Annotated in this window: 31 protein-coding genes; 1 reads left to right on the plus strand and 30 read right to left on the minus strand. The window is 40.0% G+C overall.

Annotated features, from left to right (window positions below):
• Positions 1-60: 60 nt before the first annotated feature.
• From A6749_RS02820 to A6749_RS02850, 7 genes are read right to left on the minus strand one after another with little or no spacing between them, the layout of a single operon-like run.
• Positions 61-1,038 (minus strand): biotin--[acetyl-CoA-carboxylase] ligase, encoded by a 978-nt coding sequence (locus A6749_RS02820; protein ID WP_066384970.1) that lies wholly within the window; start codon positions 1,036-1,038, stop codon positions 61-63.
• The gene (locus tag A6749_RS02825) at positions 1,023-2,222 is read right to left on the minus strand and encodes a CCA tRNA nucleotidyltransferase (RefSeq protein ID WP_066384972.1); all 1,200 of its coding nucleotides are present in this window, start codon (positions 2,220-2,222) and stop codon (positions 1,023-1,025) included. The genes A6749_RS02820 and A6749_RS02825 overlap by 16 nt, the downstream gene beginning before the upstream one ends.
• Entirely contained in the window at positions 2,222-3,361 is a 1,140-nt protein-coding gene (bshA, locus tag A6749_RS02830; protein ID WP_066384974.1) for an N-acetyl-alpha-D-glucosaminyl L-malate synthase BshA, read from the minus strand. Before bshA ends, A6749_RS02825 begins: the two co-directional genes overlap by 1 nt.
• A gap of 3 nt (positions 3,362-3,364) precedes the next feature.
• Positions 3,365-4,075 carry a bacillithiol biosynthesis deacetylase BshB1 gene (bshB1, locus tag A6749_RS02835; RefSeq protein WP_066400718.1) on the minus strand — a complete coding sequence of 237 codons (711 nt, stop codon included), beginning with the start codon at positions 4,073-4,075 and terminating at the stop codon, positions 3,365-3,367.
• A complete protein-coding gene (mgsA, locus tag A6749_RS02840; RefSeq protein ID WP_066384977.1) occupies positions 4,065-4,484 on the minus strand; it encodes a methylglyoxal synthase in 420 nt (139 codons plus the stop codon). The genes bshB1 and mgsA overlap by 11 nt, the downstream gene beginning before the upstream one ends.
• Positions 4,485-4,495: 11 nt before the next feature.
• A complete protein-coding gene (gene dapB, locus A6749_RS02845) occupies positions 4,496-5,299 on the minus strand; it encodes a 4-hydroxy-tetrahydrodipicolinate reductase (RefSeq protein WP_066384979.1) in 804 nt (267 codons plus the stop codon).
• Between the two features lie 15 nt (positions 5,300-5,314).
• Positions 5,315-5,650 carry a nucleotide pyrophosphohydrolase gene (locus A6749_RS02850; protein ID WP_066384981.1) on the minus strand — a complete coding sequence of 112 codons (336 nt, stop codon included), beginning with the start codon at positions 5,648-5,650 and terminating at the stop codon, positions 5,315-5,317.
• A 203-nt stretch (positions 5,651-5,853) separates the two neighbouring features.
• On the opposite strand from A6749_RS02850, the gene A6749_RS02855 reads away from it, so the two are divergent.
• A complete protein-coding gene (locus tag A6749_RS02855; RefSeq protein ID WP_066384983.1) occupies positions 5,854-6,726 on the plus strand; it encodes a YitT family protein in 873 nt (290 codons plus the stop codon).
• 34 nt (positions 6,727-6,760) lie between these two features.
• Here the strand turns inward: A6749_RS02855 and A6749_RS02860 are convergent, their stop codons facing one another.
• The 23 genes from A6749_RS02860 to hbs all read right to left on the minus strand — a co-directional run bounded on the left by A6749_RS02860 (position 6,761) and on the right by hbs (position 25,790).
• Entirely contained in the window at positions 6,761-7,441 is a 681-nt protein-coding gene (locus A6749_RS02860; protein ID WP_084797612.1) for a zinc metallopeptidase, read from the minus strand.
• 58 nt (positions 7,442-7,499) lie between these two features.
• Positions 7,500-8,294 (minus strand): sporulation protein YpjB, encoded by a 795-nt coding sequence (gene ypjB, locus A6749_RS02865; protein WP_407937500.1) that lies wholly within the window; start codon positions 8,292-8,294, stop codon positions 7,500-7,502.
• Positions 8,295-8,356: 62 nt separating this feature from the next.
• Entirely contained in the window at positions 8,357-8,950 is a 594-nt protein-coding gene (gene lhaT / locus A6749_RS02870) for a lipoprotein heptaprenylglyceryl N-acetyltransferase LhaT (protein WP_066384988.1), read from the minus strand.
• A gap of 70 nt (positions 8,951-9,020) precedes the next feature.
• Complete coding sequence (locus A6749_RS02875) at positions 9,021-9,791, minus strand: menaquinol-cytochrome c reductase cytochrome b/c subunit (protein WP_066384989.1); 771 nt, start codon at positions 9,789-9,791, stop codon at positions 9,021-9,023.
• A gap of 58 nt (positions 9,792-9,849) precedes the next feature.
• Positions 9,850-10,524, minus strand: coding sequence for a menaquinol-cytochrome c reductase cytochrome b subunit (gene qcrB / locus A6749_RS02880; protein WP_066384992.1), 675 nt, complete (start codon positions 10,522-10,524; stop codon positions 9,850-9,852).
• 3 nt (positions 10,525-10,527) lie between these two features.
• Positions 10,528-11,034 carry a QcrA and Rieske domain-containing protein gene (locus tag A6749_RS02885; RefSeq protein WP_066384995.1) on the minus strand — a complete coding sequence of 169 codons (507 nt, stop codon included), beginning with the start codon at positions 11,032-11,034 and terminating at the stop codon, positions 10,528-10,530.
• 139 nt (positions 11,035-11,173) lie between these two features.
• Positions 11,174-11,638 carry a YpiF family protein gene (locus A6749_RS02890; protein WP_066385001.1) on the minus strand — a complete coding sequence of 155 codons (465 nt, stop codon included), beginning with the start codon at positions 11,636-11,638 and terminating at the stop codon, positions 11,174-11,176.
• A 197-nt stretch (positions 11,639-11,835) separates the two neighbouring features.
• Positions 11,836-12,402: a ReoY family proteolytic degradation factor gene (locus A6749_RS02895; protein WP_066385005.1), complete on the minus strand. Its 567-nt coding sequence runs from the start codon at positions 12,400-12,402 to the stop codon at positions 11,836-11,838.
• 23 nt (positions 12,403-12,425) lie between these two features.
• Positions 12,426-13,697, minus strand: a complete 1,272-nt coding sequence (locus A6749_RS02900; protein WP_066385009.1) for a tetratricopeptide repeat protein — start codon at positions 13,695-13,697, stop codon at positions 12,426-12,428.
• A 25-nt stretch (positions 13,698-13,722) separates the two neighbouring features.
• On the minus strand, positions 13,723-14,622 hold the full coding sequence (locus A6749_RS02905; protein WP_066385012.1) for a hypothetical protein: 900 nt from the start codon (positions 14,620-14,622) through the stop codon (positions 13,723-13,725).
• A gap of 94 nt (positions 14,623-14,716) precedes the next feature.
• Positions 14,717-16,009 carry a 3-phosphoshikimate 1-carboxyvinyltransferase gene (gene aroA, locus A6749_RS02910; protein ID WP_066385014.1) on the minus strand — a complete coding sequence of 431 codons (1,293 nt, stop codon included), beginning with the start codon at positions 16,007-16,009 and terminating at the stop codon, positions 14,717-14,719.
• Positions 16,010-16,030: 21 nt separating this feature from the next.
• On the minus strand, positions 16,031-17,137 hold the full coding sequence (locus tag A6749_RS02915; RefSeq protein ID WP_066385022.1) for a prephenate dehydrogenase: 1,107 nt from the start codon (positions 17,135-17,137) through the stop codon (positions 16,031-16,033).
• Between the two features lie 68 nt (positions 17,138-17,205).
• The gene (gene hisC / locus A6749_RS02920) at positions 17,206-18,300 is read right to left on the minus strand and encodes a histidinol-phosphate transaminase (protein WP_066385024.1); all 1,095 of its coding nucleotides are present in this window, start codon (positions 18,298-18,300) and stop codon (positions 17,206-17,208) included.
• A gap of 39 nt (positions 18,301-18,339) precedes the next feature.
• Entirely contained in the window at positions 18,340-18,711 is a 372-nt protein-coding gene (gene aroH, locus A6749_RS02925) for a chorismate mutase (protein WP_066385027.1), read from the minus strand.
• Between the two features lie 20 nt (positions 18,712-18,731).
• Positions 18,732-19,802, minus strand: coding sequence for a 3-dehydroquinate synthase (aroB, locus tag A6749_RS02930; protein ID WP_066385030.1), 1,071 nt, complete (start codon positions 19,800-19,802; stop codon positions 18,732-18,734).
• Positions 19,802-20,980: a chorismate synthase gene (gene aroC, locus A6749_RS02935; RefSeq protein ID WP_066385040.1), complete on the minus strand. Its 1,179-nt coding sequence runs from the start codon at positions 20,978-20,980 to the stop codon at positions 19,802-19,804. Before aroC ends, aroB begins: the two co-directional genes overlap by 1 nt.
• Before the next feature lie 158 nt (positions 20,981-21,138).
• Positions 21,139-21,585 (minus strand): nucleoside-diphosphate kinase, encoded by a 447-nt coding sequence (gene ndk / locus A6749_RS02940; protein WP_066385041.1) that lies wholly within the window; start codon positions 21,583-21,585, stop codon positions 21,139-21,141.
• 157 nt (positions 21,586-21,742) lie between these two features.
• Complete coding sequence (hepT, locus tag A6749_RS02945) at positions 21,743-22,705, minus strand: heptaprenyl diphosphate synthase component II (RefSeq protein ID WP_066385042.1); 963 nt, start codon at positions 22,703-22,705, stop codon at positions 21,743-21,745.
• Between the two features lie 41 nt (positions 22,706-22,746).
• Positions 22,747-23,451: a demethylmenaquinone methyltransferase gene (locus A6749_RS02950; RefSeq protein ID WP_066385043.1), complete on the minus strand. Its 705-nt coding sequence runs from the start codon at positions 23,449-23,451 to the stop codon at positions 22,747-22,749.
• Positions 23,452-23,455: 4 nt separating this feature from the next.
• Entirely contained in the window at positions 23,456-24,268 is an 813-nt protein-coding gene (locus A6749_RS02955; RefSeq protein WP_066385045.1) for a heptaprenyl diphosphate synthase component 1, read from the minus strand.
• Positions 24,269-24,485: 217 nt separating this feature from the next.
• The gene (gene mtrB, locus A6749_RS02960) at positions 24,486-24,722 is read right to left on the minus strand and encodes a trp RNA-binding attenuation protein MtrB (protein WP_066385048.1); all 237 of its coding nucleotides are present in this window, start codon (positions 24,720-24,722) and stop codon (positions 24,486-24,488) included.
• A gap of 22 nt (positions 24,723-24,744) precedes the next feature.
• Positions 24,745-25,311: a GTP cyclohydrolase I FolE gene (folE, locus tag A6749_RS02965; protein WP_066385053.1), complete on the minus strand. Its 567-nt coding sequence runs from the start codon at positions 25,309-25,311 to the stop codon at positions 24,745-24,747.
• A 206-nt stretch (positions 25,312-25,517) separates the two neighbouring features.
• On the minus strand, positions 25,518-25,790 hold the full coding sequence (hbs, locus tag A6749_RS02970; protein ID WP_066385056.1) for a non-specific DNA-binding protein Hbs: 273 nt from the start codon (positions 25,788-25,790) through the stop codon (positions 25,518-25,520).
• Positions 25,791-25,877 lie beyond the last annotated feature (87 nt).

Below are 25,877 nucleotides of genomic sequence, written 5' to 3' on the forward strand. Positions count from 1 at the left end.
TACTGCCCAATAAAATTGTACAAAAATTACAATGATCTTGCAAGAAGTATATTACTGTCTTTAAAGTTCAATATCAGCTGAATACACATGATGAATCACACCGGATTGATCTTCGATTTTTAATACACCTTCATCCGTAATTCCCAACGCTTTACCTTCAATAACCTCAGTCAGGGTTCTCGCCTTCAGGATTCTTCCAATACTGACAGCGTAGCCTTCCCATAAAATCTTGATTGGTATAAAACCTTGCTTTAAATAAAGTGAATAAAGTTTCTCAAAGTGCTTGAATATTGTACGGATTAATTCCGCCCGAGAAATCTGCTCTCCTTTTTGAATAGACAGAGAGCTCGCCTTGTCTTGCAGCTCCAAAGGAAAATCCTCCAGCTTCTGGTTGACATTAATCCCAACACCGATAATGATCGAATGAATCCGGTCTGCCTCCGCTTGTAATTCCGTTAAGATCCCCGTCACTTTCTTGCCGTCAATTAGAATATCATTTGGCCATTTAATTCCCGGTGTAAGCCCCGTTATTTCTTCCATTGCCTGAACAACAGCTACTGCTGTTAAAAGGGTTAACTGCGGTGCTTTTGTCAGGGGAATGTTTGGTTTAAGAATCAGGCTCATCCAAATCCCGGTATATTTCGGAGAATGCCAATTTCGATTCATTCTTCCCTTACCAGACCTTTGCTCATCAGCTATCACTACCGTTCCTTCAGGGACACCCTGTGATGCTAATTTGTGAGCAATCTTTTGAGTTGATTCAACACTTTCTTCATAATGTATATTCCTGCCAATGAAGCTGGTGGTCAAACCTAGCATAATTTCATCAGCCGATACTCTTTCTGGTGTTTTTATAATCCGGTAACCTTTTTTCCTAATCGCCTCAAGCTCGAAGCCTTCTTTTCTTAATTCCTCAATATGTTTCCACACTGCTGTTCTGGAACAGCCGACCAGTTCAGCCAAATATTGTCCCGACAAGTAAGATTCACCGGCGGTTGTGAAGGCATCAAGCAGCTGCTTCCTTAATTCTGACTGCATGCCAATAGCCACTCCTTAATATTTTGTTTATCATTTTTTACTATCCCATTTAAAATTGCTTGTTCAATCTGAACCAGCGACTCTTTTACCCAAGGACCACCGTTCCGGTTAAACCATTTCATCAAATCAGTTCCTGTTGCGGCAACATCTTTACTGTCTTTGATTGGAAGCTCCTGATAAGTAGTAAGCAGGCGTTCAATTTCCGTCCAATCGTTTAGACGTTTAATCGTTAAATAAAGCTTTTCAACAGATTCGATGACAATGCTGCCCGCTTTAAACAAATCATATACGGACCAATCCTTTTCAAGCCGACGCTCTAAATACATCAAAATACTTAGGATATGTTTTATTTCCTTAACGGAGAGACGCCAATCACGAAGGAACGATTCAGCAGCTTTTTCACTTAGCTTTAGACAAAATAAAAGTAAAGACCACATTTCACTTGTAGTTAAATTTTTGCCGTCGTAGGATAAGAACTTTTCGATTTCGCTTTTTTGGTTTTTTAACCCGGGTAAGTATGCACAGATATTGGTTTCGGCAATAATCCTTAATGCTTCATGCCAATTGTCGCCCGCCAAAAGTTTCTCGAATTCTGCCCTTTTTCGTTCAATTGCAATATTTTCAAGCAAGTATGTTAACTCTTTTAAAGCCCGCATCGTCTCTTCTTCTATATGAAAAGAGAGCTGGCTGACAAATCGTACCGCTCTCATCATACGAAGTGCATCTTCACTGAAGCGTTCCTTTGCATGCCCTACTGATTGAATAATTTTCTGCTCAATTGCCTGTTGACCCTTAAACGGATCAATGACTTGTCCCATTCTGTCCATCGCCATGGCATTCATGGTAAAGTCCCGCCGTCGAAGGTCATCAGTTAAATTGCGAATGAACGCTACCTCCTTCGGTCTTCTGAAATCTTGGTAATCTCCTTCTGTCCTAAAGGTCGTAATTTCATAAGATTTCAGATTAAATAGAACAAGGACAGTGCCATGTTCTATTCCAATATCAACCGTTTTAGGGAAAATGGCCTTCACTTCTTCCGGCGTTGCGCTCGTTGCAATATCGACATCACTAATCTGTTTATTCAGCAGGTAATCACGAACCGATCCGCCGACAAAGTATGCCTCATATCCTGCATCCTCAAGCTGCTGTAATACCGGAACGGCAGATAAAAATGGTTCATTCATTATTCTTCACCTAAATTCACTAAACGGTAATAGATTCTCTCATATTGTTTAACAATCTCGTCGGATTTGAATTTGGTGTTCACCAAATCCAGCGATTGCCGGGAAAATTCCTGATGAAGATCTTCATCCTCTAATAAGCCAACTGCTTTTTTTGCAATGTCTTCAATATCACCGACTTCACAAATATACCCAGCAGCCCCATTGTCAATAACCTCCGGGATTCCTCCAATATTTGTCCCAATACAAGGAACGCCGCAGGCCATCGCCTCTAATGCAACGAGTCCAAAGCTCTCCTTTTCCGATAAAAGTAACATTAAATCACTGATGGAATATAGTTCCTCAAGGTTTTCTTGTTTGCCAAGAAAAATGACTTGATCTTCTAATGCCAGCTGTCTGACGAGCCTGCATATAATCGTCATTTCCGGTCCATCGCCAACGAGCAGCAGCTTAGCAGGCATTACGCTAGAAATTTTCGCAAATGTTTTCACGACATCCTGCACTCGTTTCACGGCCCGAAAATTAGAGACATGGATAATGACTTTCTCGTTTTCTTTGATGCCGAATTCTTCTTTTAGATGCCGGGCATCCGTCTTTTGGTAAATCCGGTGATCAATGAAATTATAGACCGTTTCAATTTGTTTATCGGGATGGATGAGATCATATGTTTGATTGACTAATGCGTTAGAAACGGCTGTTACCACATCTGATTTTTCAATCCCAAATTTAATGGCATCAGTTAATGATGGGTCATATCCTAACACTGTAATATCGGTGCCATGCAGGGTCGTTACAATTTTAAGGTCTCTTCCGGCCATTTGTTTAGCCAAAATCGCACAAACCGCATGAGGAATGGCATAATGGACATGAAGGACATCTAATTTCTCCCTGTTTGCGACCTCTGCCATTTTACTTGCTAAGGCAATATCATATGGTGCGTATTGAAATACAGAATATTGATTAACATCGACCTGATGGTAATAAATATTATGGTATATTTTGTTTAAGCGAAAAGGGATGCTGGAAGATATGAAATGGATTTCATGTCCTTTTTCGGCCAGCATTTTTCCTAATTCTGTTGCAACTACTCCAGAGCCCCCTACCGTTGGATAGCAGGTAATTCCGATTTTAAGTCTCCTCATGCATTATTCTCCTAACAAGTCATGCTTCAAAAGAATTGGAACCTTCGTTTTGAAGCCTTCAGCATATCTTACATTTACTAGCTTTCCAAACATTCTTTCCCTTGCTTCCACCGTTTCAATATATCCGTTAACCAACGGTGTATTAAAGCTCTCGGCTGTTTTTTCAAATTGGCTTTTATAAGCCCTTAAGGCCGTAAGCTTATGATCAATAAACGGTGTAATATCAATGGTAAAATCCGGGTGATGAAAGCCATTTATCATATAAAAATACATTCTATCCACCTTGTGGGGTACATTGCAGCCATCTGTATGATATTTTTTAATCCCCGCCGAAAAAACTGCCTCCTCCACTAGCCTTGCGCAATTCCCATGGTCAGGATGGCGGTCTTCGTAATATGGGGCAAACACAATTTTCGGCTTATAGATTCGAATGATTTTGGCAATCTCATTTATGTATGATTCCTGTAAAAACAGGCCCCGGTCAGGAAAGCCAAGTGACGTTCGGACAGAAACTCGTAATATTTCTGCAGCTTTTCCCGCTTCCTCCTTTCTTAGCAGGACATTCCCGTTTGAGGAAAGGTCGGCATCGGTTAAATCGCAAATGCCGACCTGTTTTCCTTCGGAGGTAAGTTTTGCAATGGTTCCTCCCATGCCAATTTCAACATCATCGGCATGGGCACCAAAAGCAAGGATATGTAATGCATTATCTTCCATTATTTTCATCATTCTCCCTGGCGATATTTCTCCAATCCAATAACCCTTCATCCAACCCTCTAATTAACAATTCTGCCGTCCCCATATTAGTCGCAAGCGGGATTGAATAAACATCACAAAGACGGATAAGGGCAGATACATCTGGTTCATGAGGCTGGGCAGTTAACGGATCACGGAAAAAAAAGATAGCATCCATTTGATTTTTTGCAATCATTGCTCCAATTTCCTGATCCCCGCCAAGCGGCCCTGATTTGTAACGAGTAATAGTTAAACCAGTTGCTTCAGATATCCGCATACCTGTCGTCCCTGTTGCAAAAAGATTATGTTTAACAAAAATAGATTGGTAAGCCGTCACAAATTGGACTAAATCATTCTTCTTTTGATCATGTGCAATTAAGGCAATATTCATCTGGGATGCTCCTAATCCAAAATATTTTCTAATCCGTATACAAATGTATTTTGCTTCATGACAGTTTCAACGGCAACTTTGACACCAGACATAAAGGAGGCGCGGTTATAAGAATCATGGCGAATCGTAATCGTTTGACCATCTGATCCAAACATCACCTGCTGATGGGCAATCAAACCCGGTAAACGGACGGAATGAATATGCATTCCATCAAAGTCGGCCCCCCTTGCTCCCTGGATTGTTTCTTTCTCATTAGGATGCCCCTGTATTTTCGTTTCCCTTACCGCTGCAATCATTTCGGCTGTTTTTACGGCCGTTCCTGACGGGGCATCGAGCTTTTTGTCATGGTGCATTTCAATGATTTCAATGTCTTGAAAATATTTTGCCGCCATTTGTGAAAATTTCATCATCAAAACAGCGCCAATTGCAAAGTTTGGAGCGATGATACAGCCTAGTTCTTTTTCCTTACAAATCTCGTCTAATTCCAGTAGCTGTTCTTTTGTAAACCCAGTTGTGCCGACAACTGGACGGACGCCATGGTTTAAAGCTGTTTTGGCATGGTACGGTCCCGCCTCTGGTGTCGTTAGATCAATTAGGACGTCTGCATCGGTTTCTTGAAGACATTTCTCAATCTCTGTATAAACCGGAACATTTGAAACGAAATGAAATCCTTCTATATCACTCAACATTATGCCATCGTATTTATGGTCCAATACAGCGACTAATTCAAATTGTTCGGTGTTTGTTACTAAGTTTACGGCTTCCCGTCCCATCCTTCCGCGGGGACCGGCGATGATAATTTTAACAGTTTCCATTTCCTTCACTCCCTATTAATCCTGTTCAATTCTTGTCCAGCGATTTTTATCTCGTGTGTTAAACTTGTTCATAACTATATCATGAGCCTCTTCCAAATCGATCTGTAATGAATTGGCAAAGCATATGATGACAAACAGAAGATCACCCAGCTCTTCCTCAATGGCTTTTTCAGTTTCTATGGATTTCTTCGGCTTCTCCCCATAATAATGGTTTACTTCCCGCGCCAGCTCGCCTAGTTCTTCCGTCATCCGAGCAAGCATGGCCAGCGGGCTAAAATATCCTTCTTTAAATTGACTGATGTATGTATCGACTTCTCGTTGAAGGTCTTTCATTGTTTTTCCTGCTGCCATTCAATTTCACCCTCATTTCACTACAGCTTTTTCTTCGTTTTTTCTTTCATTTTTTCTATTTTCATGTTAGCTAAATTAAACCCGTTTTACAAATGTTTTCGCTTAAATCGACATTTTTCTGCATCCAATTGCTCTTATAAACTTTATTCGATATAATTAAATTCGCCCATCTATGTGCAAAAAGTGGTAGTGGAGGAATGTTTATGATTTTTGGCCTTAAATTGAAAAATATCCTTTTTATCCTGTTAGGAACAGCCATCATGTCATTCGGTCTCGTTAATTTTAACATGCAAAATAAATTGGCTGAAGGCGGTTTTACCGGGATTACTCTCATACTTTATTTCTTGTTCCACTGGGACCCATCTTATACCAACCTGATATTAAATATCCCTCTTTTTTTTATCGGCTGGAAGCTTTTGGGGAGAAATGCCTTTTTATATACCATTATTGGCACTGTTGGTGTATCCATTTTTCTATGGATTTTTCAGCGTAATTCCATCGAAATGCCGCTTCAGCACGACTTAACACTAGCAGCTCTTTTTGCCGGGGTATTAGCGGGGATAGGCTTAGGAATTATTTTTCGTTTTGGCGGCACTACCGGCGGCGTAGATATTATTGCTAGACTTGTTCAGAAATATGTTGGCTGGAACATGGGGAAAACGATGTTCTTGTTTGATGCCTGTGTCATTACACTCTCATTATTTACTTACTTAAATTACAAACAAGCAATGTATACGCTTGTTGCTGTATTTGTCGGCGCGAGGGTAATCGATTTTATCCAAGAAGGGGCCTATTCTGCCCGTGGAGCGATGATCATTTCGGATAAAAACGAAGAAATTGCCGGAAAGATTATGGAGGAAATGGAACGCGGTGTCACCGCACTCAGGGGTTACGGCTCTTATACTAAAAATGAACGTGAAGTTTTGTACTGTGTTGTAGCGAAAAATGAACTCATACGATTAAAAAACATCATAACCTCTGTTGACCCCCATGCGTTTGTATCCATTTCCGTCGTCCATGATGTTCAAGGCGAGGGCTTTACACTTGATGAAAATAAAATGCCATTACATGATTAAAGGCAATGTCTCATAAAAGACATTGCCTTTTGTATTAATCGTCGTTACTGCGATTCATTCCAGTAAAAATAAGCACTAGCCTTAAGAGCTCTAGAACAGCAACAGCCGCGGCTGCGACATATGTCAATGCCGCTGCATTTAACACCTTCCTTGCCTCCCGTTCTTCGCGGTTTGCAATTAACCCAAGAGAAACAACCTGATCCATTGCCCGGCTTGAGGCATTAAACTCTACCGGAAGCGTCACAATTTGAAACAGAACTGCGGCCGCCATAAATATGATTCCTAGTAATAGCAGCCCTGACAAATGGGCAAATATCCCAATCATAATTAAAATCCATGAAATATTGGAACCAAAATTTGCTACAGGTACTAAAGTGGAACGGAATCGCAAAAACGCATAACCCTCGGAATCTTGCAAGGCGTGTCCACATTCATGCGCTGCTACAGCTGCTGCTGCAATAGAATGCCCATGATAATTTTCCGGGGATAATCGGACCGCTTTCGAGCGCGGGTCATAATGGTCACTTAAAAATCCATGTCCTTCTTCGACCGCTACATCATATAAGCCATTAGCGTTTAATATGCCTCTCGCTATCTCGGCACCAGTTCTATATGTGGATGACGGTACTTGTGAATATTTAGTAAAGGTACTTTTTACTCTCATTTGTGCCCATAACGGAACCAAGATAATGATCGCAAAATAGATAAGATACAATTTTTACACTCCTAACCAGCTTCATTAGACAATATTTTAGTTAAGCCGATTAGACGCGTCAATCTTTATGCTCTCTGGAGCGATTTTTCTTTACTTCTTTTTCACCTTGATATTTTCTAAAGCCTACATAAGACAATGTCATAATTATAATACTTCCTGTTGAGATAATCACCCACCACAAGGAGGGATCCGCTTCATCATCTTCCATGTTAGCAAAAAGATTTTTTAAATCTGTATCAAGCTTATCAAGCTCAGCCCTGCCCTCTTCATTATGAAGGATATCTGAGCGGTAATGATCGATAACTTTTATCCGTGCATCTAATCTCTGTATATTCTCTGCTGGAACATCAATTTTCATACTAGGATAAATGACATTGTACAAGGATAAAAAAGTATTAAAGCTTGAATGAAATTTGGCGCTGTCGCCATTAATAGCAGCATTCTTTGCATGGGCAAATGCCGTCATAATTTGGTTTTCCATTTCGGTCCACAATGGCTGATGGCTAGTAACAATGGCATCTATCACAAGCCGGAATTTTGTCAGTTTATTAATTCGTTCTTCATGATCCATTGTCGGACTAACAGCAGCTTCCATTGCTTCATCATGGGAGGTGTGTATGATTCTAACTTCATCCATGGATAACGGCTGCTGTCTGCCTGAAACACTAGTAAACTGGGTTGAAAAATAATCAAGTAATTTCTTAGCATCTTCATATCTATGGAACTTCACCATTTGGAGTGCTTCGTCTGATATATCATCCAATTTCTCCATTGGTGTTTGTACCTCGGCATTAACTGGTATGGGAGTAAGCATCAAGATGATTGCAAACAAATAAAGCCATTTTATTTTCACCATAGTCCCCCCTTTCGTTACTAATAAAGTGTATGAAGGGGTGGACAAGGTTAGACCATTTTTTATTTCATTTCTAGCTTAAATCTACCAGGACGTATGACAAAATAATAGGCAATTCCAATCGATACCATCGAAAGCCAGAACGTGAAATATCCGATTTGCGGGGTAAATTGGTCCAGCATATGGTAACTCGGCATCATGAAAAATACATAATCAATGACATCATTATGTAATGTCCAAATTGCTGCAACAACCAAATGCCAGATTTTAAAACGATAAAACGGGGCAAATAAAACGCCTTCTACCGCCATGGCAAAATGGGAGAATATTAACATTAAACCAATCCAGTCCAGCTCTCCCTGAACAAAGTAAACCAAGATGTTCATGACAACAGCCCAAATACCATATTTAAATAGCGTGACAATGGCAAAGGCCTCTAAAAGCGGCCAGTTTCCTTTTAATAAAAAGGCAATTAAGACAAAAACGAAAAAAAGACTGGCTGTCGGACTATCGGGCACAAACGGCAGAAAAACAGCCGGTGTTTCTTTTAATTGCCACCCGTACCAGTAATATCCATAGATTGTTCCGACAATGTTCACAATTAGCAATAATAGAAGAATAGAACGGTTTGCTAATAGGGGATAAATCCAACGCAAAAACAACACCCCTTTTCATTTTGATTAATAAAAAAGCTGACGAAATTTCGTCAGCTTTTTAGTTCATAGATTACTTGCCAAGTCCAGAGATAAATTCAGACAGCTTTTTCAGCTCTTCATCAGTACCTTTGAAGACTCCTGGAGGCATGTTTTTATAACCTTCTTTAGCAATCTTTGCCACTTCATCTGCAGATAATCCTGTGTTGGCTAATGAAGGTGCCGCAGCTCCGCCTTGCAGGTCATCACCATGGCAAGTGATACATGTATTTTTGCTAGCAATTTGATAGCCATCACTCGACTTATCAACTTCAACTTTTTGAACGATTTTCCCTTGACGTTCAGCAGCTGCCCAGTCATGAGTAGCAACTGATTGCCAAGTTAAAAATGTAGTGGCTGCCAATGCAAGTAACATAAATGCAGTAGCTAACGGACGCTTGCTGGCACGGCGTTCAGGTCCACGGTCAATAAATGGTGCTAATAATAAGCCGCCAAATGCAAGTCCCGGAATAATCATTGCCCCGATAACAGTATATGGACCGGAAGCATACGTGTATTTAAGTAGCTGATACAAGAATAAGAAATACCAGTCTGGTAATGGAATATAGCCTGTATCTGTAGGATCCGCGATTCTTTCAAGCGGAGCTGGATGTGCTACTGTTAAACATAAAATTCCAACAAGGAATACCGCCCCAACCATCCATTCTTTCAACAGGAAGTTTGGCCAGAATGCCTCAGTTTTACCAGGGTATTCTGAGTAATCTTTTGGAAGTTTCTGTTTTCTTACTTCAGGTGCCAAAATACGTGAGTCACCTACAAACTTTAAACCTTTACCGCGATGCATTGAGCAATCCCCTCCTTTTTCTATAAAGATTGGTAAAATTCATTGATTTTCATCAAAATCATAGTGGTCCGGAAATACCTTGTTTTCTAATCATGATAAAGTGTGCAGCTAGTAATCCAAATAATACAGCAGGCAAGAAGAATACATGAATCGCAAAGAAGCGGGTTAATGTTTGCGCCCCGACGATATGTTCATGACCAGCGAGCAGCACTTTCACGTACGAACCAATGAATGGAGTTGCCTCCGCAATCTGCAAGCCTACTTTTGTTGCGAACAACGCTTTCATATCCCAAGGTAACAGGTAGCCGGTAAAGCCTAAGCCAAGCATGACGAAGAAAATAAGTACTCCGACAACCCAGTTAAGTTCACGAGGCTTCTTATAAGCGCCTTGGAAGAACACGCGAAGTGTATGTAAGAACATCATCACAAGTACTAAACTGGCACCCCAGTGATGCATACCACGTACAATTTGTCCAAATGCAACTTCATTTTGTAAATAATAAACTGATTCCCAAGCATTTTTAATATCCGGTACATAGTACATTGTTAAAAACATACCGGAAAGGATTTGGATAACCGTAACGAAAAATGTCATACCTCCAAAGCAATAAACAAACGCAGAAAAATGATGCGCCGGGTTTACATGCTCAGGTACTTCATGATCCGCGATATCGCGCCACAAAGGCGTAATATCTAAACGCTCATCTACCCAATCGTAAATTTTGTTTAACAATGATTACGCCTCCTTCCGTGGTTTAGCTTTTCCTAAATAAAGATAACCGTCTTTTTCTTTGTATGGGTACACATCAAGCGGTGCTAACGGCGGTGTACCAGGTACGTTTGTTCCATCCTTTGTATAACGGCCATAGTGGCATGGACAGAAGAATTGTTCTGGATGTTCCTTATCAGAATTCCAGTTAACGGTACAGCCTAAGTGCTTACATACTGGTGACAGGGCAACGATTTTACCTGCATCATCCTTGTAAACCCAAGCAGATTCTGTTACGTCTGATTCATACCATGCATCTTTCTGCTTATAGGTAAAGTCAACACGCACCGGTTCATTTGTTAAATCAGCTACTTTTTGTTTTGTTGCAACAAATTCACCTGCCGCCTCTGCCTTTAACACAGGATCAACAGCAAAACGCACCATTGGCATTAAAATCCCTGCCGCCATGAATCCGCCTACACCTGTTAGTGTGTAACTCAAGAATTGCCGTCTTGAAACGCGATCTTTACTCATGCTTATCCCCCCTCCATTCATGAAGTTAAGTCCACGGGACTAATTTAAACACATATAAAACTAGGACATAACAATGATATATCAATCTTCAAGTAAGGTCAATATCATACTATTTTAAAAACAGTTAATATACGTGGTTTTATTCATTTTCGTGCCACTTTTGTGTAAAAAGTGTTAAAAGCTGCTTCACCTGGCTGTCAATAACCGGTAACTTTTGAGAATCGTTCATATGTTCCAGCGGGATAGCTGGAATCCAAATCAGGGATCCTTTTAATTCTCCTTCTTTCCGTCGCCATTCCAGATTAGAAGTGATGTAGAAAACATGCTTAAAGCCGGCTGCATAAATATTTTCCTCCCAGCTTTGCAAATCCGTTAATTCTTTTCCTTCCTGCTCTTGCTCAAGGTACGTAAAGGGTGGAAATAACAAGATTCTCCCGGTAAACTGTCTTTCTAGATGATTCGTTAATAAAGTAATAAATTCAGCTGCTGCGGCTGATTGCTTGATCCCTCCCCCAACTAATACGGAGTATAGTGGCACAACAGCAGTATCAACGTATTCCTTTGCATTTGAGTACGTCTCAACATCTTGAGGTATCCATTTCATTTTTTTTGCACCAACCTTTTCATTTCAATACCCCAATAGTACCATTATTCCCTAAACAATTAAACATATTGAAAGTTTATACAAATTTTCTAGCAAAAATAAAGGCATGCTTGTTGTTTTACGCTCAAGTATTTGGCACCAATTAACATGGTTATTAATCAAAAATGAATGAACCTAATCACAAAAAAAGAGTTTGCTTAGCGCAAACTCTCTTTTTTTGTCGAATGTGTCAATTTATTTAATTTTTCCGTTAAGGCATGAAAGGCTTCCCGATCCTGCCTGTCAAGAGCTTCATCAATTAGCTGCAGCAGCTTATCACGCTGAAAGCGTTCAATACTTTCTTTAAGCATTTGTTCAGCAATCATGCCATCTTTTTCATTTACCTGCAAATGTTTAGGTACGAATGGATTTTCCTCAAGTACCGCAGCATATTGATGTGCCTGATTAGAGGCATGGAAGTTAAGTTGAATATAAATATCCTCGTCCCGATTAAGCCGAATATCATGAAAGGATTTTTCGGCATCTGTTGTCATCACATTTTCCTTATAAAAGCGAAACGGTACTTTATCGACACAATGTGTTGACATAATTAAGCCCCGCGGACAATATTGTGCTTGCTCAACAAAATGGACCCTTTCCATCAGCTGATCATGACTCATTAAATAATTTAAAATCCAAACACATTCTCTTCTCTTTAATTGGTAATGATTTAAAAACCAGCGAATAAAATCCTTCTTCTCGTTGACAGATACAGGGGTTGCCATATTCATTTCCCTCCTCTGCATATTCAGTTTAGATCTCCTGATTCGGTAAGTCGCTCAAGTAAATCGAGAACTTCTGTATTGGTTGGGTCTTTCAATAATATCTGTTTAAAAATTTCGGCAGCCAGGTCGGTTTTTCCTTCTTCAATTAGAAAATATCCGTAATCTGTTAAAAACGTTTCATTATTCTTAAAATAAGTATATGCACTTTCATATTTGTCTAATGCGTCAGAAAATTCTTCTAATCCTTCATACGCCAAGGCGGAATCCCATAAAAGCTGCGGCTCATCCTCTGCCGCTAAATCGAGTTCGGAAATTAATTCAATAACATCCTTGTAGCGTTCCTGCTGAAGAAAAAGTTTATTCAAGGTAATGGCCGCTTCTAAATATCCGGGGTCTAAAACAAGTGATTCTCGTAGGTACTTCTCAGCTTCCTCTTCCATACCAAGTTTTAAGGCAATTTTTCCACCTTTATAAAATAATTCTTTATTAAATTCATCCTGCTTAATTCCCTCTTGAACAATTCGCAGGCTGTTTTCAAGCTCCTCTTCCCGTTCATAAGCGGATGCCAAGTGCAAATAAAGGGAGTGATATTCGGGGTCAAGCTCTTTTAGCTCCGTGAACTTTTCAATTGCAGTACGGTTATATCCTGCCTGTAGTGCGGTAAACGCATATCCAAATAACGTATTGATTTCGAGTTTTTCCTCAAGTGCTTTATCATAATAGATTAAAGCATCCTCAAAAGCCCCGGAAGCGCTTAACAAATCAGCCATCCGGCTGTGAATATTAACCCCGGCAATTTCGTTTGTTTCTTTAAGGACGTCTTCATAGGCCTTCATAGCCTTTAGAATTTCCCCTTGTTCACCGTATAGCTCTCCAAGGGCAAAATCAATAATAATTTCATTTGGCAATAATTCTTTTGCTTTCAATATCTTATTTTCGGAAACCTCGTAAAGTCCTTCCATTTGGTAAAGGTCGGCCAGCAGCAATAGTGATTGTCCGTAATTGGCATCCTGTGTTGAAATCTTCTCCAAAACAAGAATCGCCTGTTCTTCTTCCCCAGCTTCTACTAAAATTTCCGCTAACAGAATAAGGAGTTCGCCCTCCTCTGGAAATACTGTTAACAGCTTTTCAATTAATGCATTGGCTTCTTCGAGGAAGCCGTAATGGAATAATTCTTCACCAAGCATAAATTTTTCTTCGTGGCTGCCTTTGTTTAATACAACATTATATTCATCTAAGGCTTCTTTATGTTGGCCGTTTTCTAACAAATGAATAATTTTATTGACTCGATCCATAGAATTTTTACCTCTTTAGCTAGATTTACAAAGAAAAAAAGGACGGGGTTCGCACCGTAACATATTCCCCAAAACCCGGTTTAAATAACACTTCATTTAAAACACGGACAATTTTTCCTTTGTGGACTGTAATGACAAGTCTATCACCATGATAATGAAATAAATCAGCTTCATCAACATTCTTGATTTCCCGCTCCTTAAAATATAAGTTATAACTCAATTCAGTTCCATTCATGAGACTTGATTTTTGCGGGTAGAGGCCGATTTTATTTAAAACTTTTTTAGAAATCGGGGTGTTTTCGGATATTTCTTCATCTATTGCCGGGATTTTTTCTTGCAATATTATCTGTTTCCAATTCGACAATAGGGCCTTCGCCTCCTTCTTTTTTGAAGAAGAAATAATTGGAATTAACGGACAATTGTAAGGGAACATCGCTTCTCGTATCCAACCCCAGGGAATTCCCTTAAAGTCATCGTGTTCACCTATTTCAACAAAAATGGCCGGAATTTTTTCCTTTTTACATTTTCGGATCAATGATGGTGTAAGATGCCGTAAAGGAATTTTAATTCCAATGATATAATCAATTGGACTGCTAATTAGTGCCGTTTTCATTCCTTTTACTTTATATTCCAGTTCACTTTCGTAAGATACGGGAACATGTGTAAAAAGTGTCGTAGAGCCCTTCATTAGGAACTGTTCTTTAAATAGCTGCTTCAATTCATGGTGGGTGATCTTTGGTGAAATATTTGAGTTTAGAAGGACGAAGGAAGGGGTCATGATATATGGTTCAAGATTCATTTTTATGAATTGGTATTGCTTGGAATGGGTTAGATTTGCTGATACTTTGTCTTCCTGTATTAATAGTGAATTGATAGTTAGTTCTTTGTCTTTTAGGATATGGGCATTTTCAATGATATAAGTCATCCTCCCACCCTTTCTCTCTTTTTAAGACAAGCTATGCTGAATTTAAAAAAACTATGTCTGAAATAAAAAAAACAAAAGCCGCGGGGAGCGGCTTTTATTGGATTAATTGATTTAAATGTGTAAAGAAGTTTGGGTAGGAGACGGAGATAGATTCTGGATTTTCCAGAATAACTTCCCCATCGCTGATTAGGGCTGCGATTGCCAGCATCATGCCGATACGGTGGTCACCGTGGCTGGAGACCGTTCCGCCGGTTAATTTAGATTTTCCGTTGATGATCATGCCGTCCGCTGTCGCTTCTATTGAAGCCCCAAGTTTACGTAACTCTTCGACCACAGTGTCAATTCTGTTAGTTTCCTTTACTTTCAATTCTTCAGCATCTTTAATAATCGTTGTCCCTTCGGCCTGTGTCGCCATAAGGGCAATGATTGGAATTTCATCAATGAGCGTCGGAATGATATCGCCGGCGATTACAGTTCCTTTCAGATTGGATGCCTTGATGATTAGGTCTCCTGATGGCTCAAAGGAGTTTTCTTTATTTGATATGATTTCGAGCTCCGCCCCCATATTTTTCAACACTTCAATCATGCCGGTTCTTGTCGGATTCAATCCAACATTTTTCAAAACGATTTCACTGTTCGGAACAATCGCTCCAGCAGCAAGGAAAAACGCGGCGGATGAGATATCCCCGGGAACATGTACATCTTGAGCCGTCAGTCTTTGTCCGCCTTGGACCGTGATTGTTTGATTGTCTTTAGCAATTTCCCCGCCAAATTGACGAATCATTCTTTCCGTATGATCTCTTGTCGAGGCTGGCTCGAGAATTGTTGTAATACCATCTGCGTGGAGCCCTGCAAGAATTAATGCTGATTTAACCTGTGCACTGGCAACAGGCAGCTCATAATTGATTGGCGACAAATTGCCGCCGCGTATCGCGATTGGAGTATAAGCGCCATTTTCCCTGGCATCTATCTTTACACCCATTTGCTTTAGCGGTACGGTCACTCTCGTCATGGGTCTTTTGCCAATCGACTCATCCCCTACGAGTGTTGAGAAAAATGGTCTTCCAGCTAAAATTCCCATCAGCAAGCGGATCGTTGTCCCGGAATTGCCAACATCCAATACTTCTTTAGGTTCCGATAAGCCTTCAAAGCCGGCCCCATAAATTCGTATCTTTCCGTTTTCCTCTTCCTCAATTCTTACCCCGAGCTTACGAAAGCAGGAAATTGTACTCAAACAATCCTCACCGGGAAGAAAGTTCGTAATCGTCGTTTCGCCATGTGCGATTGCTCCAAACATGACCGAACGATGTGAAATCGATTTATCTCCCGGGATTACTACCTCACCGTTCAACCTATTAACATTCGTCTTAAGTTTTATTGACGCCATTTTATCACCTTTTCATTCATTTTAAGACCCATTCGAGGTGCCAAAGCTCGTATAGGAAAGGATACATTTTTCCGCCCGCTGGCGATCCTCTTCTGTTTGAAAACTTATCACCAGCACTCCGTTAATATCCTCCCTCGTTTCAAGGATACGAATATTGGTAATACTAATTTTCTCCTGTGCCAAATATCCAGTGATTTCTGAAACAACCCCAGGATAGTCAGGAACATCCACATATAAATCATAAAAAGATGGGATTGCTCCTTTTTCCTTTTGCGGCAAACCATCACGAAATTGTTTCGCTTGAGAAAAATAATCAAAAATCTCTTCACCGTTTCCCGACTCTAAGAGTTCTTTTACCCCGTTCATTTCCTTCTGCCACTGGTTTAGAAGGTCAATTAACACCTCTCGATTATGAAGCAGGATATCTTTCCACATTTTTGGACTGCTTGAGGCAATTCTCGTAATATCCCTAAACCCGCCGGCTGCAAGTCGGGGAATCAATTGCTCTGTTGCCGATAATTTTTCCGTTTGGCGGACAATAGAGGCAGCGATAATATGCGGAAAATGACTGACAATTCCGGTTAAATAATCATGATTCTGAGGTGCGATTGTTAAAAATTTGGCATTAGTGCCACTTAACCATCCTTTTAACTCCTCCACCTTTGAAGGTGCTGCCCCCTCATCTGGGGTTAACAGATAAAAAGCATTCTCAAACAAAATTTCTTTTGCAGCGGAAACACCGCTTTTATGAGAACCAGCCATTGGATGCCCGCCAATAAAGGTTATTCCCTCTTTCTTTAGGCTGTCAGCTGTTTCCACAATGGTTACTTTCGTGCTTCCTGTATCAGTAACAATTACCCCAGGTTTTAATGTTAACTTTGAGAGGGCTTGAATGATTGATTTCGTGTCATTTACAGGTGCCGAAATAATAATTAAATCAGCATCTTTCGCTCCTTCTGGAATATTTTCCGCCGCCTCATCAATAACTCCCAGCATTTTTGCGAGCCTTGCCTGTTCTCTATTTATATCAAATCCAATGATGGCTGCCTCTTTATGCGCTTTTTTTATACAAAGAGCAAGCGAACCGCCTATTAATCCTAAGCCAATGACAAATACCCGGCCATTCAAGTTTAATTCCCCCTAAATAGAAAAGCGGATCTCATCCGCTTATGAAAGCAAGAAGACCGCTAATTGTTTTACTTGTTTATATCCTTAAGGAATTCTCCCAGTACTTTTAATAATCCTTCATTTTGTTCAAACGAACCGACCGTGATTCTCACAGAAGTTGGGAATCCGAGCGGTTTACCGGAGCGGACAATAAATCCTCTTTCCAATAAAAATTGAAACACTTGATCAGCTTCAACATTAAAATCAATTAAAATAAAATTGGTTTGGGATGGATAATACTTCAAGCTGTTATCATGACAAAAATCATAGAATTGTGCCAGACCCTGGCGGTTTTTCTCTTTGCAAATTTCTACAAATTCCTGGTCAGCAATTGCTGCTGCAGCTGCCAGCTGGCCTAACGAATTATTGTTAAACGGCTCACGTGCCGGCTCAAGCGCTTTAATTATTTCCGGATTGGCAACACCATACCCAACCCTTAGAGCAGCTAACCCATATATTTTGGAGAATGTTCTTAATACAATTAAATTTTGATATTTTCGAATCAAGCTGATGGAATCATAATAATCCTCGGCAACAACGTACTCATAATAGGCTTCATCAAGCACAACAAGGGTATGTTCCGGAACCCGGTCCAAAAATGATACTAATTTTTGTTCAGGGATATATGTACCAGTCGGGTTATTTGGACTGCAAACCCAGATCACATTTGTCTTTTCATCAATCGCTGCAAGCATTCCCTCCAGGTCGTGCTCACCATCAATTGTAGGAACTTCTTTGATGATGGCTCCTTCAATCACAGCATTGTGTTTATATTGTGAAAAGGTGTGATCCGCCATGATTGTATTCGCATTTGGATGTAATAATGCTCTTGAAATCATTTGGATTAGGTTATCTGAACCGTTCCCAAAAATCAATTCATTCTCAGCAACATTTAAAAAGGCAGCAAGCTTTTCTCTTAGCAATGTGGCATATCCATCTGGATAAAGAGCTAAACTTATTTGATTCTCCCTAAGCGCAGCCATCGCCTGCTGCGAGCAGCCAAAGGGATTTTCGTTGGATGCCAGCTTAACAATATGCTTAAGATTGTATTCCCGTTTTACCGATTCAATTGATTTACCAGGCTGATAAGGTGTTAACGTTAATAATTGCTCTTTAAATCTCATGTTTGTTCACTCCATTTCATTGCTTTATTTTTCCCAGGATTAAATAAGACTTCCGTCCAAATCTGGCCGTAAAACTTTTGCTCCATTTAAATATACATGATTAATTTCTTTCTGTGCTATGTCTGTGTTAACATGAAGCATGACCCGGATGCAATTCGTTAATGAATTAGGAACCGGAATCTCACGCATGCACATAACTGGGACATAGGTCCAGCCCGGAAAATTCCGTAATACTCTAGCAGGAAATACTGCTGTAATATCTTCTGTTGTCGAAATAAAGACCGAGGCAACGGAGTCTGGGTCAATCTTGTTTAACTCAATAATCTTTGCCACCAGTTCTTCTGTGGCAGTAAGAATTTCTTCTGCGGAATTTCTGCTAACCGTAGTCGCCCCTCTTATCCCTCTGATCATGACCATTCCCCCCTTGAAGTCTAAAATTTTTGGAGTCTATCTATTATAAGCGAATCATCAATTTCTCTTAGATTCGGCCGTCCAATTTCCTCAAGTAAGACAAAGCGAACCGTTTCGTCTACAGACTTTTTATCCTGTTTCATTTTCTGCAGCAGCTGATCATTTGATATATGCATAGGAATCCTAGTCTGGTATCCAAGCTTTTGTACCCAAGAAATAAATCTTTCAATATTAAACGATAGACCAGTTAACTCTTCGCTTAGTTTCAAGGCAAAAATCATACCTATCATCACAGCTTCACCATGCGTAAAATTACCATAACCCATTTCTGCTTCAATCGCATGACCGAGTGTATGCCCAAAATTCAAATATGCCCGAATGCCAGTTTCTTTTTCATCTTGGCTGACGAAATGATTTTTAACTTGAATTCCCTTTATCAATGAATAGGACAGCTGCTTCATTGTTAATCCATTTAAATCATCAATATTAGATAGCAGCCAATCGTAAAATGCCGGATCATGAATTAACGCGTGCTTAATCACTTCGGCAAACCCGGACCGGATTTCCGCCTCAGGAAGTGTTTGAAGCAGGCCTAAATCATAAAACACGGCTTCCGGTTGATAGAAGGCCCCTATCATATTCTTGCCAAGCGGGTGATTAATCGCCACTTTCCCGCCTACAGCACTATCATGCGCTAAAATAGTCGTTGGGATTTGAATAAAGGGGATTCCCCTCATGAAAGAGGCAGCTACGAAACCCGCTAAATCACCAACAGCCCCTCCCCCAATGGCCAATATCAGGGATTTGCGGTCAAGACGGTTTTCAAGCGCTGAAGACAATGCTTGATAATATACGTCAAATGTCTTTGCTTTTTCACCGCCTGGGGCTGTAAAAACAATCGGTTTTCTGTGTTGGAGCTGTCCTAAAAGTTGATCAAGATGGAGCTTGGCGACATTTTCATCGGTAATAATTAACACTTTTGTCAACTTAGGAAAATGTGCTGCCAAAAACGAGTCAATTTCACTGCTTACACCATCACCGACGAAAACATTATATTTTTTAGACTCCGTCTGGATATGAATCGTTTCCATTAAAACTCCCTCGCATAGGCACGCTCTTTATTAATCTCGTCAAGGAAGGTATCAAAGCGATCGCTAAAAAAACGCTCGACAAGGGCGCATGCAAGTTCCCATGCAACCGCATGTTCTGCCACTACAGCAGCAGCCGGCACAGCACAGCTATCAGAGCGTTCAACACTTGCCGCAAACGGCTCCTTTGATTCAATATCGACGCTCATAAGCGGTTTATAAAGTGTTGGAATTGGCTTCATGACACCGCGAACGATAACAGGCATTCCTGTCGTCATCCCTCCCTCAAAGCCTCCAAGCCGATTTGTTTTGCGATAATAACCTTCTTTAGGGTCCCAAGCAATCTCATCATGGACTTCGCTGCCGGGCTTTCTAGCTGCCTCGAAACCAATCCCAATTTCAACACCTTTGAAAGCATTGATACTAACAATCGCTGCAGCTAACTTTGCATCCAATTTACGATCATAATGAACATAGCTTCCTACCCCCGCAGGCATGCCAGATGCAATGACTTCTACAACACCGCCGATGGAATCGCCGTTTTTCTTAGCTTCATCAATAGCGTTCATCATTTCTTGCTCAACGCGCGGGTCTGCCACTCTGACAGGAGAATTTTCTGTTCTTCCCTTTAATTCCGCAATTGTTAGAGAACTGTCGACTTCTGCCTTTATTCCAGCGATTTCGACAACATGCCCAACGATTTCAACCCCGACTAATGAGAGCAGTTTCTTGGCGGCTGCCCCCGCTGCGACTCTTACTGTAGTTTCCCTTGCAGAAGAGCGCTCAAGAACGTTTCTCATATCACGGTGGCCATATTTAAGCGCCCCGTTTAAATCTGCATGCCCTGGGCGGGCGCGGGTCACCTTCCGTTTCATTTCATCCTCCTGTCCCTCTTCAAGAGGTTCGGAGCCCATAATTTTTGTCCAATGCTTCCAATCATTATTTTTCACTACTAATGCAACTGGTGATCCAAGTGTTTTTCCATGTCTTATTCCCGACATGATTTCGACAGTGTCCTTTTCAATTTGCATTCTTCTGCCGCGTCCATAGCCCTTTTGCCTTCTAGCTAATTCTTTATTGATATCCTCAGCAAGAAGCGGCATCCCAGCAGGCAGCCCTTCAATAATGGTGGTTAATTGCGGTCCATGGGATTCCCCCGCTGTTAAATATCTTAAACCCATTGTCTTTCCCCCTTCAACTCATTAAAGAATTATGTATCAATATATCATATAAGAAGCAATTACTCTAGTAGAATAATTCAGAAAATAGGGAGTTTTTTTTTATCCGCTTACAAAAAAGCACCTGTATAAGGAACATACAGGTGCTTTAGATTATTGGATTAATAAATCCAATCGTTCATTAATTTAGAGTAATCAACTAATTCCGCTTCTTTAAAGAATAAGCCGATTTCACGTTCAGCACTCGCTGGTGAATCTGAACCGTGAATTACGTTTTTACCAACAGTTAAACCGAAATCACCGCGAATTGTACCTTGTGCGGCATCTTTAGGATTCGTTGAGCCCATCATTTGACGTGCTGTAGCAATTACATTCTCTCCTTGCCAAACCATTGCAAATACAGGACCAGATGTAATAAAGTCAACTAATTCACCGAAGAAAGGACGTTCTTTATGCTCACCGTAATGTTCTTCAGCAAGTTCAGTTGGAATGCTCATTAATTTAGCGCCAACAAGCTGGAAGCCCTTTTTTTCAAAGCGGGCTACGATTTCGCCAATCAAATTGCGTTGAACCCCGTCAGGTTTTACCATTAAAAATGTTTTTTCCATTAATTCCACTCCTAAAAATCAAATATGTATATGATTGTTTTCCAACAACAATCCACGAAAATAGTAACATTGTTTCAAACTTTTTGCAATAAAGTGAAACTTCAATCAGTGTGCGTTTTTCCACTGATTGTCGTTAAAGCGGGTTAAAGCGATAAACTTAAAATTTCCGTCTTCCGATAAATCTTGCAATGTCACGCAAAGCTTTTTTAGCTTTATTAGCTGGTATTTCCTCTAATATTGCTAAAGCCTTATCCAAATACTGATCACTTAGAGCAACCGATTTTTCAATGGCTCCCGATTGCTTAATTAGAGTAATAATATTTGAAATTTCTAAAGTTGTCATATGTTCATGAACCTTTTCGATTTCCTTACGAATTTCTTCATTTTCCATCGCAAAAAGCACAGGTGCGGTAATATTGCCTTGCAGCAGATCACTTCCGGCAGGCTTTCCTAGTTCCTTTTCGGTTGCCGTAAAATCTAGAATATCATCAGTTATTTGAAAGGACATGCCTACGAAATAACCAAAAAAGTAAAGCTTTTTGTGGACAGCTTCTTCCACGCCCGCGGCAATTGCCCCCAATTGACAGCTGGCTGCAATTAGTAAAGCTGTTTTGCGCTTAATTCTCCGGAGATAATCACGCAAGTTTTGATTAAAACGATATTTGTCTTTAATTTGCTGAATTTCCCCAACTGTCACTTCTACCATGGTATTAGCCAAAATCTTATGGGCCGCTGGTTTTTCAATATTCGCCATTAGCTTAAGAGCCAGTGCGAACACAAAATCCCCTGTATACATTGCAGTTTGGCTGTCCCACTTTGCTTTCACCGTTGGCTCCCCGCGGCGTAAATCGGCATTATCTATTACATCATCATGCACTAGTGAACCCATATGGATTAATTCAAGAGCAACGGCTACATCTTTCATTACATTAATATCATAATGGCCAAATTTGCCAGCAAGCAAAACAAAAACAGGACGAATTCTTTTTCCCCCAGCTTTTAGTGTATGCATTGAAGCTTGTCTCAAAAGAAGAGACTCTGTTTCAAACGTCTCTTCCAGTGCTTTTTCAATAATATTGATATCCGAATTCAAAAATGAATACATCATTTTTAATTTCATTTGTATTCACCCAGCTTTTCATCCTGTCTTCGTTAAAATCGTTATTTTTTAATCCCGATATGAACGGCAGCAGCCCCGCCGCTATATGGTTTATATTTTACATTTTTTAAGCCTGCCTGCTCAAAAAGCCTTGCCAATTCCTTCATTCCTGGAAAATCACGCGCTGATTCCTGAAGCCACGAGTACTCTTCATAGCTTTTTGCAAAGAGCTTCCCAAACAGCGGCATAATAAAGCGAAAGTAAAAGAAAAAAAGCTGTCGATAACCGAATAGAGTTGGCTGGGAAGTTTCAAGGCAGACGACTTTACCTCCTGGCTTGACAACCCTGTGCATTTCTTTTAATACCTGTAAATAGTCCGGTACATTTCTTAAACCAAATCCGATGGTTACATAATCGAAACTATTATCAGGAAAAGGGAGTTCCATTGCATTGCCATGAATTAATGTTACATGTTGTAACCCTAACTGTTTAACTTTTTCAATGCCAACATTCAGCATATTTTGGCTAAAGTCAAGTCCCGTAACTTCTCCAGATGGACCGACAGCATCCGCTAAGGCAATCGTCCAATCAGCAGTACCGCAGCAAACATCAAGCGCTTTAGACCCAGGCTGGACATCCATCCTGGCCATCGTATCTTTCCGCCACTTAATATGCTGTTGAAAGCTGATGACAGAGTTCATTTTATCATAGTCTTCTGATATTTTTTCAAATACATCATGAACCCGTTCTTCCTTCGATTGCTGCATTGTTTTACCCTTCTTCCATAAATGTTTTCGCATATGGCTGATGTTGTTGTAATAAAGAACCAATTCTGGTTTCTAGAAGTTCATTTAAATATGGAATATGTTTCAAACCGTTCTCAATTATTTGTTTAGAACGGTCGAGATACTTATCACAGACGACCATCAGCTGGATTTGCTGTTCTTCTGAGAGTTCGGCGGTCTTACCTTGATCATTGAAATTAGTTAAATTCGTGATTCCATCAAATAAAATGGAGCATTCCCTTGCGACATACCTTTTCTTTTCTAGTAGCAAACGTTTAAATAGCAGTAGATTTGCTGCTTGTTCATTCCATAAATCGTCCTGAAAATAATTTGCAAATCTTTCAAGCAAAGCACTTTCAAGCAGCTTCAAACTATTTATAAATTTTTCCATACCATCTGATTCTCTATGATAAACGGCAATTTTATGTTCGTTTACTTCTTTAACACCGTTAGAAAGTGTTTTTATCATCAATATCTCTTCAGAATCAGCGAGGAGCTTATAATATAAACCGCTAAAATAATCTCCTGCAAGTACCGTTAACTGCCGGCTTTTTTCATTTTCTGAGGTACGGGAAATATGTTCGTGGGTATCAAGGGCGGTTTGAATCAGCATCGTAGACAATGCAAAATTCTCTATTTTGCTAATTGGCAATTTAAGATAATCCATTATTGATACCAGAATGAGAAGCTTATCCTCATCAATAACAGGAGTATCTATATGTTTTAGTAAATACTGATCAAAAACATATAGTTCGACTTTCTCCTTAATATGTGTAAATTTTTGTCGAATATCGTGCACGCTTATCACCCTTGCTTCCCCGAAGTAATCTTCTTTATGTATTGTTTTAACCGAATATGACAGAAAAATTCAAGCCCATCAACCTTTAAGAAATTTTCCTGTCATTAAACACAAGGCATTCATCATTATATCATAAAAGATTTTCTTATGGGCTGAAATTCACAAAATAAATAATTGCAGCTGCACGAAATAGTTCTTCTCCGTAATAGGGCAATTACTATTTCTTTGATTCGCTGTTTACCTCACCAAATTGAGTCAACACTTTTGCATTTCCCCTTATTTTTATCGCTGAGGTATGTTCAGTGAATTGGGCAATCAGCACTTCTCCCTTATCAAGCTTTTCAGAATGATGGAATCTAGTATCAGACCCTCTTGTTAAACCAATTACATTGACACCATCTTCATTTGCTTTAATGACAATATAGTCATTAATTGGCTGTTGACGCTTTTCCACAATCGTCACCTCAATATTTTGGTTAGTTTTTAATTAATGATAAGATCTCTGAACGTGCCGTTGCATCATCCTTAAGAGTGCCTCTTACAGCTGTAGTCACTGTTTTTGAACCAGGTTTCTTTACCCCTCTCATGGTCATGCACATATGCTCAGCTTCGACAACAATCATTACTCCATGCGGCTCTAATTTCTCCATGATGCTGTCGGCGATTGTTGCGGTAATCCGTTCTTGAAGCTGCGGTCTTTTAGCAACTGCCTCTACCGCTCTTGCCAGCTTACTTAAACCGGTTACACGCCCATTTTGCGGGATATATGCAACATGCGCTTTTCCAAAAAACGGGACAAGATGATGTTCACACATAGAATAAAACGGGATATCCTTCACCAATACAAGCTCTTCGTGGTCCTCGCTGAAAATCGTCTCAAAATGTTTTTTCGGATCTTCATTTAATCCGCTAAACACTTCTTCATACATTTTCGCTACACGTTTTGGTGTATCTAGTAAACCTTCACGGTTTGGATCTTCGCCAAATGCTTCTAATATTAAACGTACCGCCTCTTCTATTTGGGCACGATTCACTTCTGACATTCCGATTCCTCCTACACTACCTGCATTTAGTTGACAAATACATAATACATATTAGCACAATCCTTTCTATGCAAGCAAAAAAATAAGAGAAAAAGGCTGTTGTTTACATGCCTATCTGGATAAAAGTATGTAAATTGAAAAAAGGCCATGGAAAGAAGCCATGGCCTTTTTTGCCTAAGCGTTCGCTTAAAGCAATATTTATGTAATTATTTTACAGCATCTTTAAGCGCTTTTCCTGGTTTGAAAGCAGGAACCTTGCTGGCACCGATTTCGATTTCCTCACCTGTTTGAGGGTTACGACCTTTACGTGCTGCACGTTCGCGTACTTCAAAGTTACCAAAACCGATAAGTTGAACCTTATCACCATTTTTCAAAGCATCTAAAATAGTATCAAAAACAGCATCAACTGCTTTTGTAGCGTCCTTTTTAGAAAGTTCGCTAGTTTCAGCTACTGCATTAATTAGTTCTGTCTTGTTCATGCCTTTCACCTCCTCCCAAAGAAAAATCCAGATAAATGAGATTACTTATCTACATTTCTAAACAATTTTTCAAATTTCTATACGTCA

It is taken from the genome of Neobacillus mesonae (assembly GCF_001636315.1).
Taxonomy (GTDB): Bacteria; Bacillota; Bacilli; order Bacillales; family Cytobacillaceae; genus Neobacillus; species Neobacillus mesonae.

What these genes read in the sequence shown, in the direction of transcription:
- A6749_RS02820 (WP_066384970.1), bottom strand. Translation starts at nt 1,038, where the DNA reads ATGCAGTCAGAATTAAGGAAGCAGCTGCTTGATGCCTTCACAACCGCC.
- A6749_RS02825 (WP_066384972.1), bottom strand. Translation starts at nt 2,222, where the DNA reads ATGAATGAACCATTTTTATCTGCCGTTCCGGTATTACAGCAGCTTGAG.
- bshA (WP_066384974.1), bottom strand. Translation starts at nt 3,361, where the DNA reads ATGAGGAGACTTAAAATCGGAATTACCTGCTATCCAACGGTAGGGGGC.
- bshB1 (WP_066400718.1), bottom strand. Translation starts at nt 4,075, where the DNA reads ATGGAAGATAATGCATTACATATCCTTGCTTTTGGTGCCCATGCCGAT.
- mgsA (WP_066384977.1), bottom strand. Translation starts at nt 4,484, where the DNA reads ATGAATATTGCCTTAATTGCACATGATCAAAAGAAGAATGATTTAGTC.
- dapB (WP_066384979.1), bottom strand. Translation starts at nt 5,299, where the DNA reads ATGGAAACTGTTAAAATTATCATCGCCGGTCCCCGCGGAAGGATGGGA.
- A6749_RS02850 (WP_066384981.1), bottom strand. Translation starts at nt 5,650, where the DNA reads ATGGCAGCAGGAAAAACAATGAAAGACCTTCAACGAGAAGTCGATACA.
- A6749_RS02855 (WP_066384983.1), top strand. Translation starts at nt 5,854, where the DNA reads ATGATTTTTGGCCTTAAATTGAAAAATATCCTTTTTATCCTGTTAGGA.
- A6749_RS02875 (WP_066384989.1), bottom strand. Translation starts at nt 9,791, where the DNA reads ATGCATCGCGGTAAAGGTTTAAAGTTTGTAGGTGACTCACGTATTTTG.
- A6749_RS02885 (WP_066384995.1), bottom strand. Translation starts at nt 11,034, where the DNA reads ATGAGTAAAGATCGCGTTTCAAGACGGCAATTCTTGAGTTACACACTA.
- A6749_RS02890 (WP_066385001.1), bottom strand. Translation starts at nt 11,638, where the DNA reads ATGAAATGGATACCTCAAGATGTTGAGACGTACTCAAATGCAAAGGAA.
- A6749_RS02895 (WP_066385005.1), bottom strand. Translation starts at nt 12,402, where the DNA reads ATGGCAACCCCTGTATCTGTCAACGAGAAGAAGGATTTTATTCGCTGG.
- A6749_RS02900 (WP_066385009.1), bottom strand. Translation starts at nt 13,697, where the DNA reads ATGGATCGAGTCAATAAAATTATTCATTTGTTAGAAAACGGCCAACAT.
- A6749_RS02905 (WP_066385012.1), bottom strand. Translation starts at nt 14,622, where the DNA reads ATGACTTATATCATTGAAAATGCCCATATCCTAAAAGACAAAGAACTA.
- aroA (WP_066385014.1), bottom strand. Translation starts at nt 16,009, where the DNA reads ATGGCGTCAATAAAACTTAAGACGAATGTTAATAGGTTGAACGGTGAG.
- hisC (WP_066385024.1), bottom strand. Translation starts at nt 18,300, where the DNA reads ATGAGATTTAAAGAGCAATTATTAACGTTAACACCTTATCAGCCTGGT.
- aroH (WP_066385027.1), bottom strand. Translation starts at nt 18,711, where the DNA reads ATGATCAGAGGGATAAGAGGGGCGACTACGGTTAGCAGAAATTCCGCA.
- aroB (WP_066385030.1), bottom strand. Translation starts at nt 19,802, where the DNA reads ATGGAAACGATTCATATCCAGACGGAGTCTAAAAAATATAATGTTTTC.
- aroC (WP_066385040.1), bottom strand. Translation starts at nt 20,980, where the DNA reads ATGGGTTTAAGATATTTAACAGCGGGGGAATCCCATGGACCGCAATTA.
- ndk (WP_066385041.1), bottom strand. Translation starts at nt 21,585, where the DNA reads ATGGAAAAAACATTTTTAATGGTAAAACCTGACGGGGTTCAACGCAAT.
- hepT (WP_066385042.1), bottom strand. Translation starts at nt 22,705, where the DNA reads ATGAAATTAAAAATGATGTATTCATTTTTGAATTCGGATATCAATATT.
- A6749_RS02950 (WP_066385043.1), bottom strand. Translation starts at nt 23,451, where the DNA reads ATGCAGCAATCGAAGGAAGAACGGGTTCATGATGTATTTGAAAAAATA.
- folE (WP_066385053.1), bottom strand. Translation starts at nt 25,311, where the DNA reads ATGTCAGAAGTGAATCGTGCCCAAATAGAAGAGGCGGTACGTTTAATA.
- hbs (WP_066385056.1), bottom strand. Translation starts at nt 25,790, where the DNA reads ATGAACAAGACAGAACTAATTAATGCAGTAGCTGAAACTAGCGAACTT.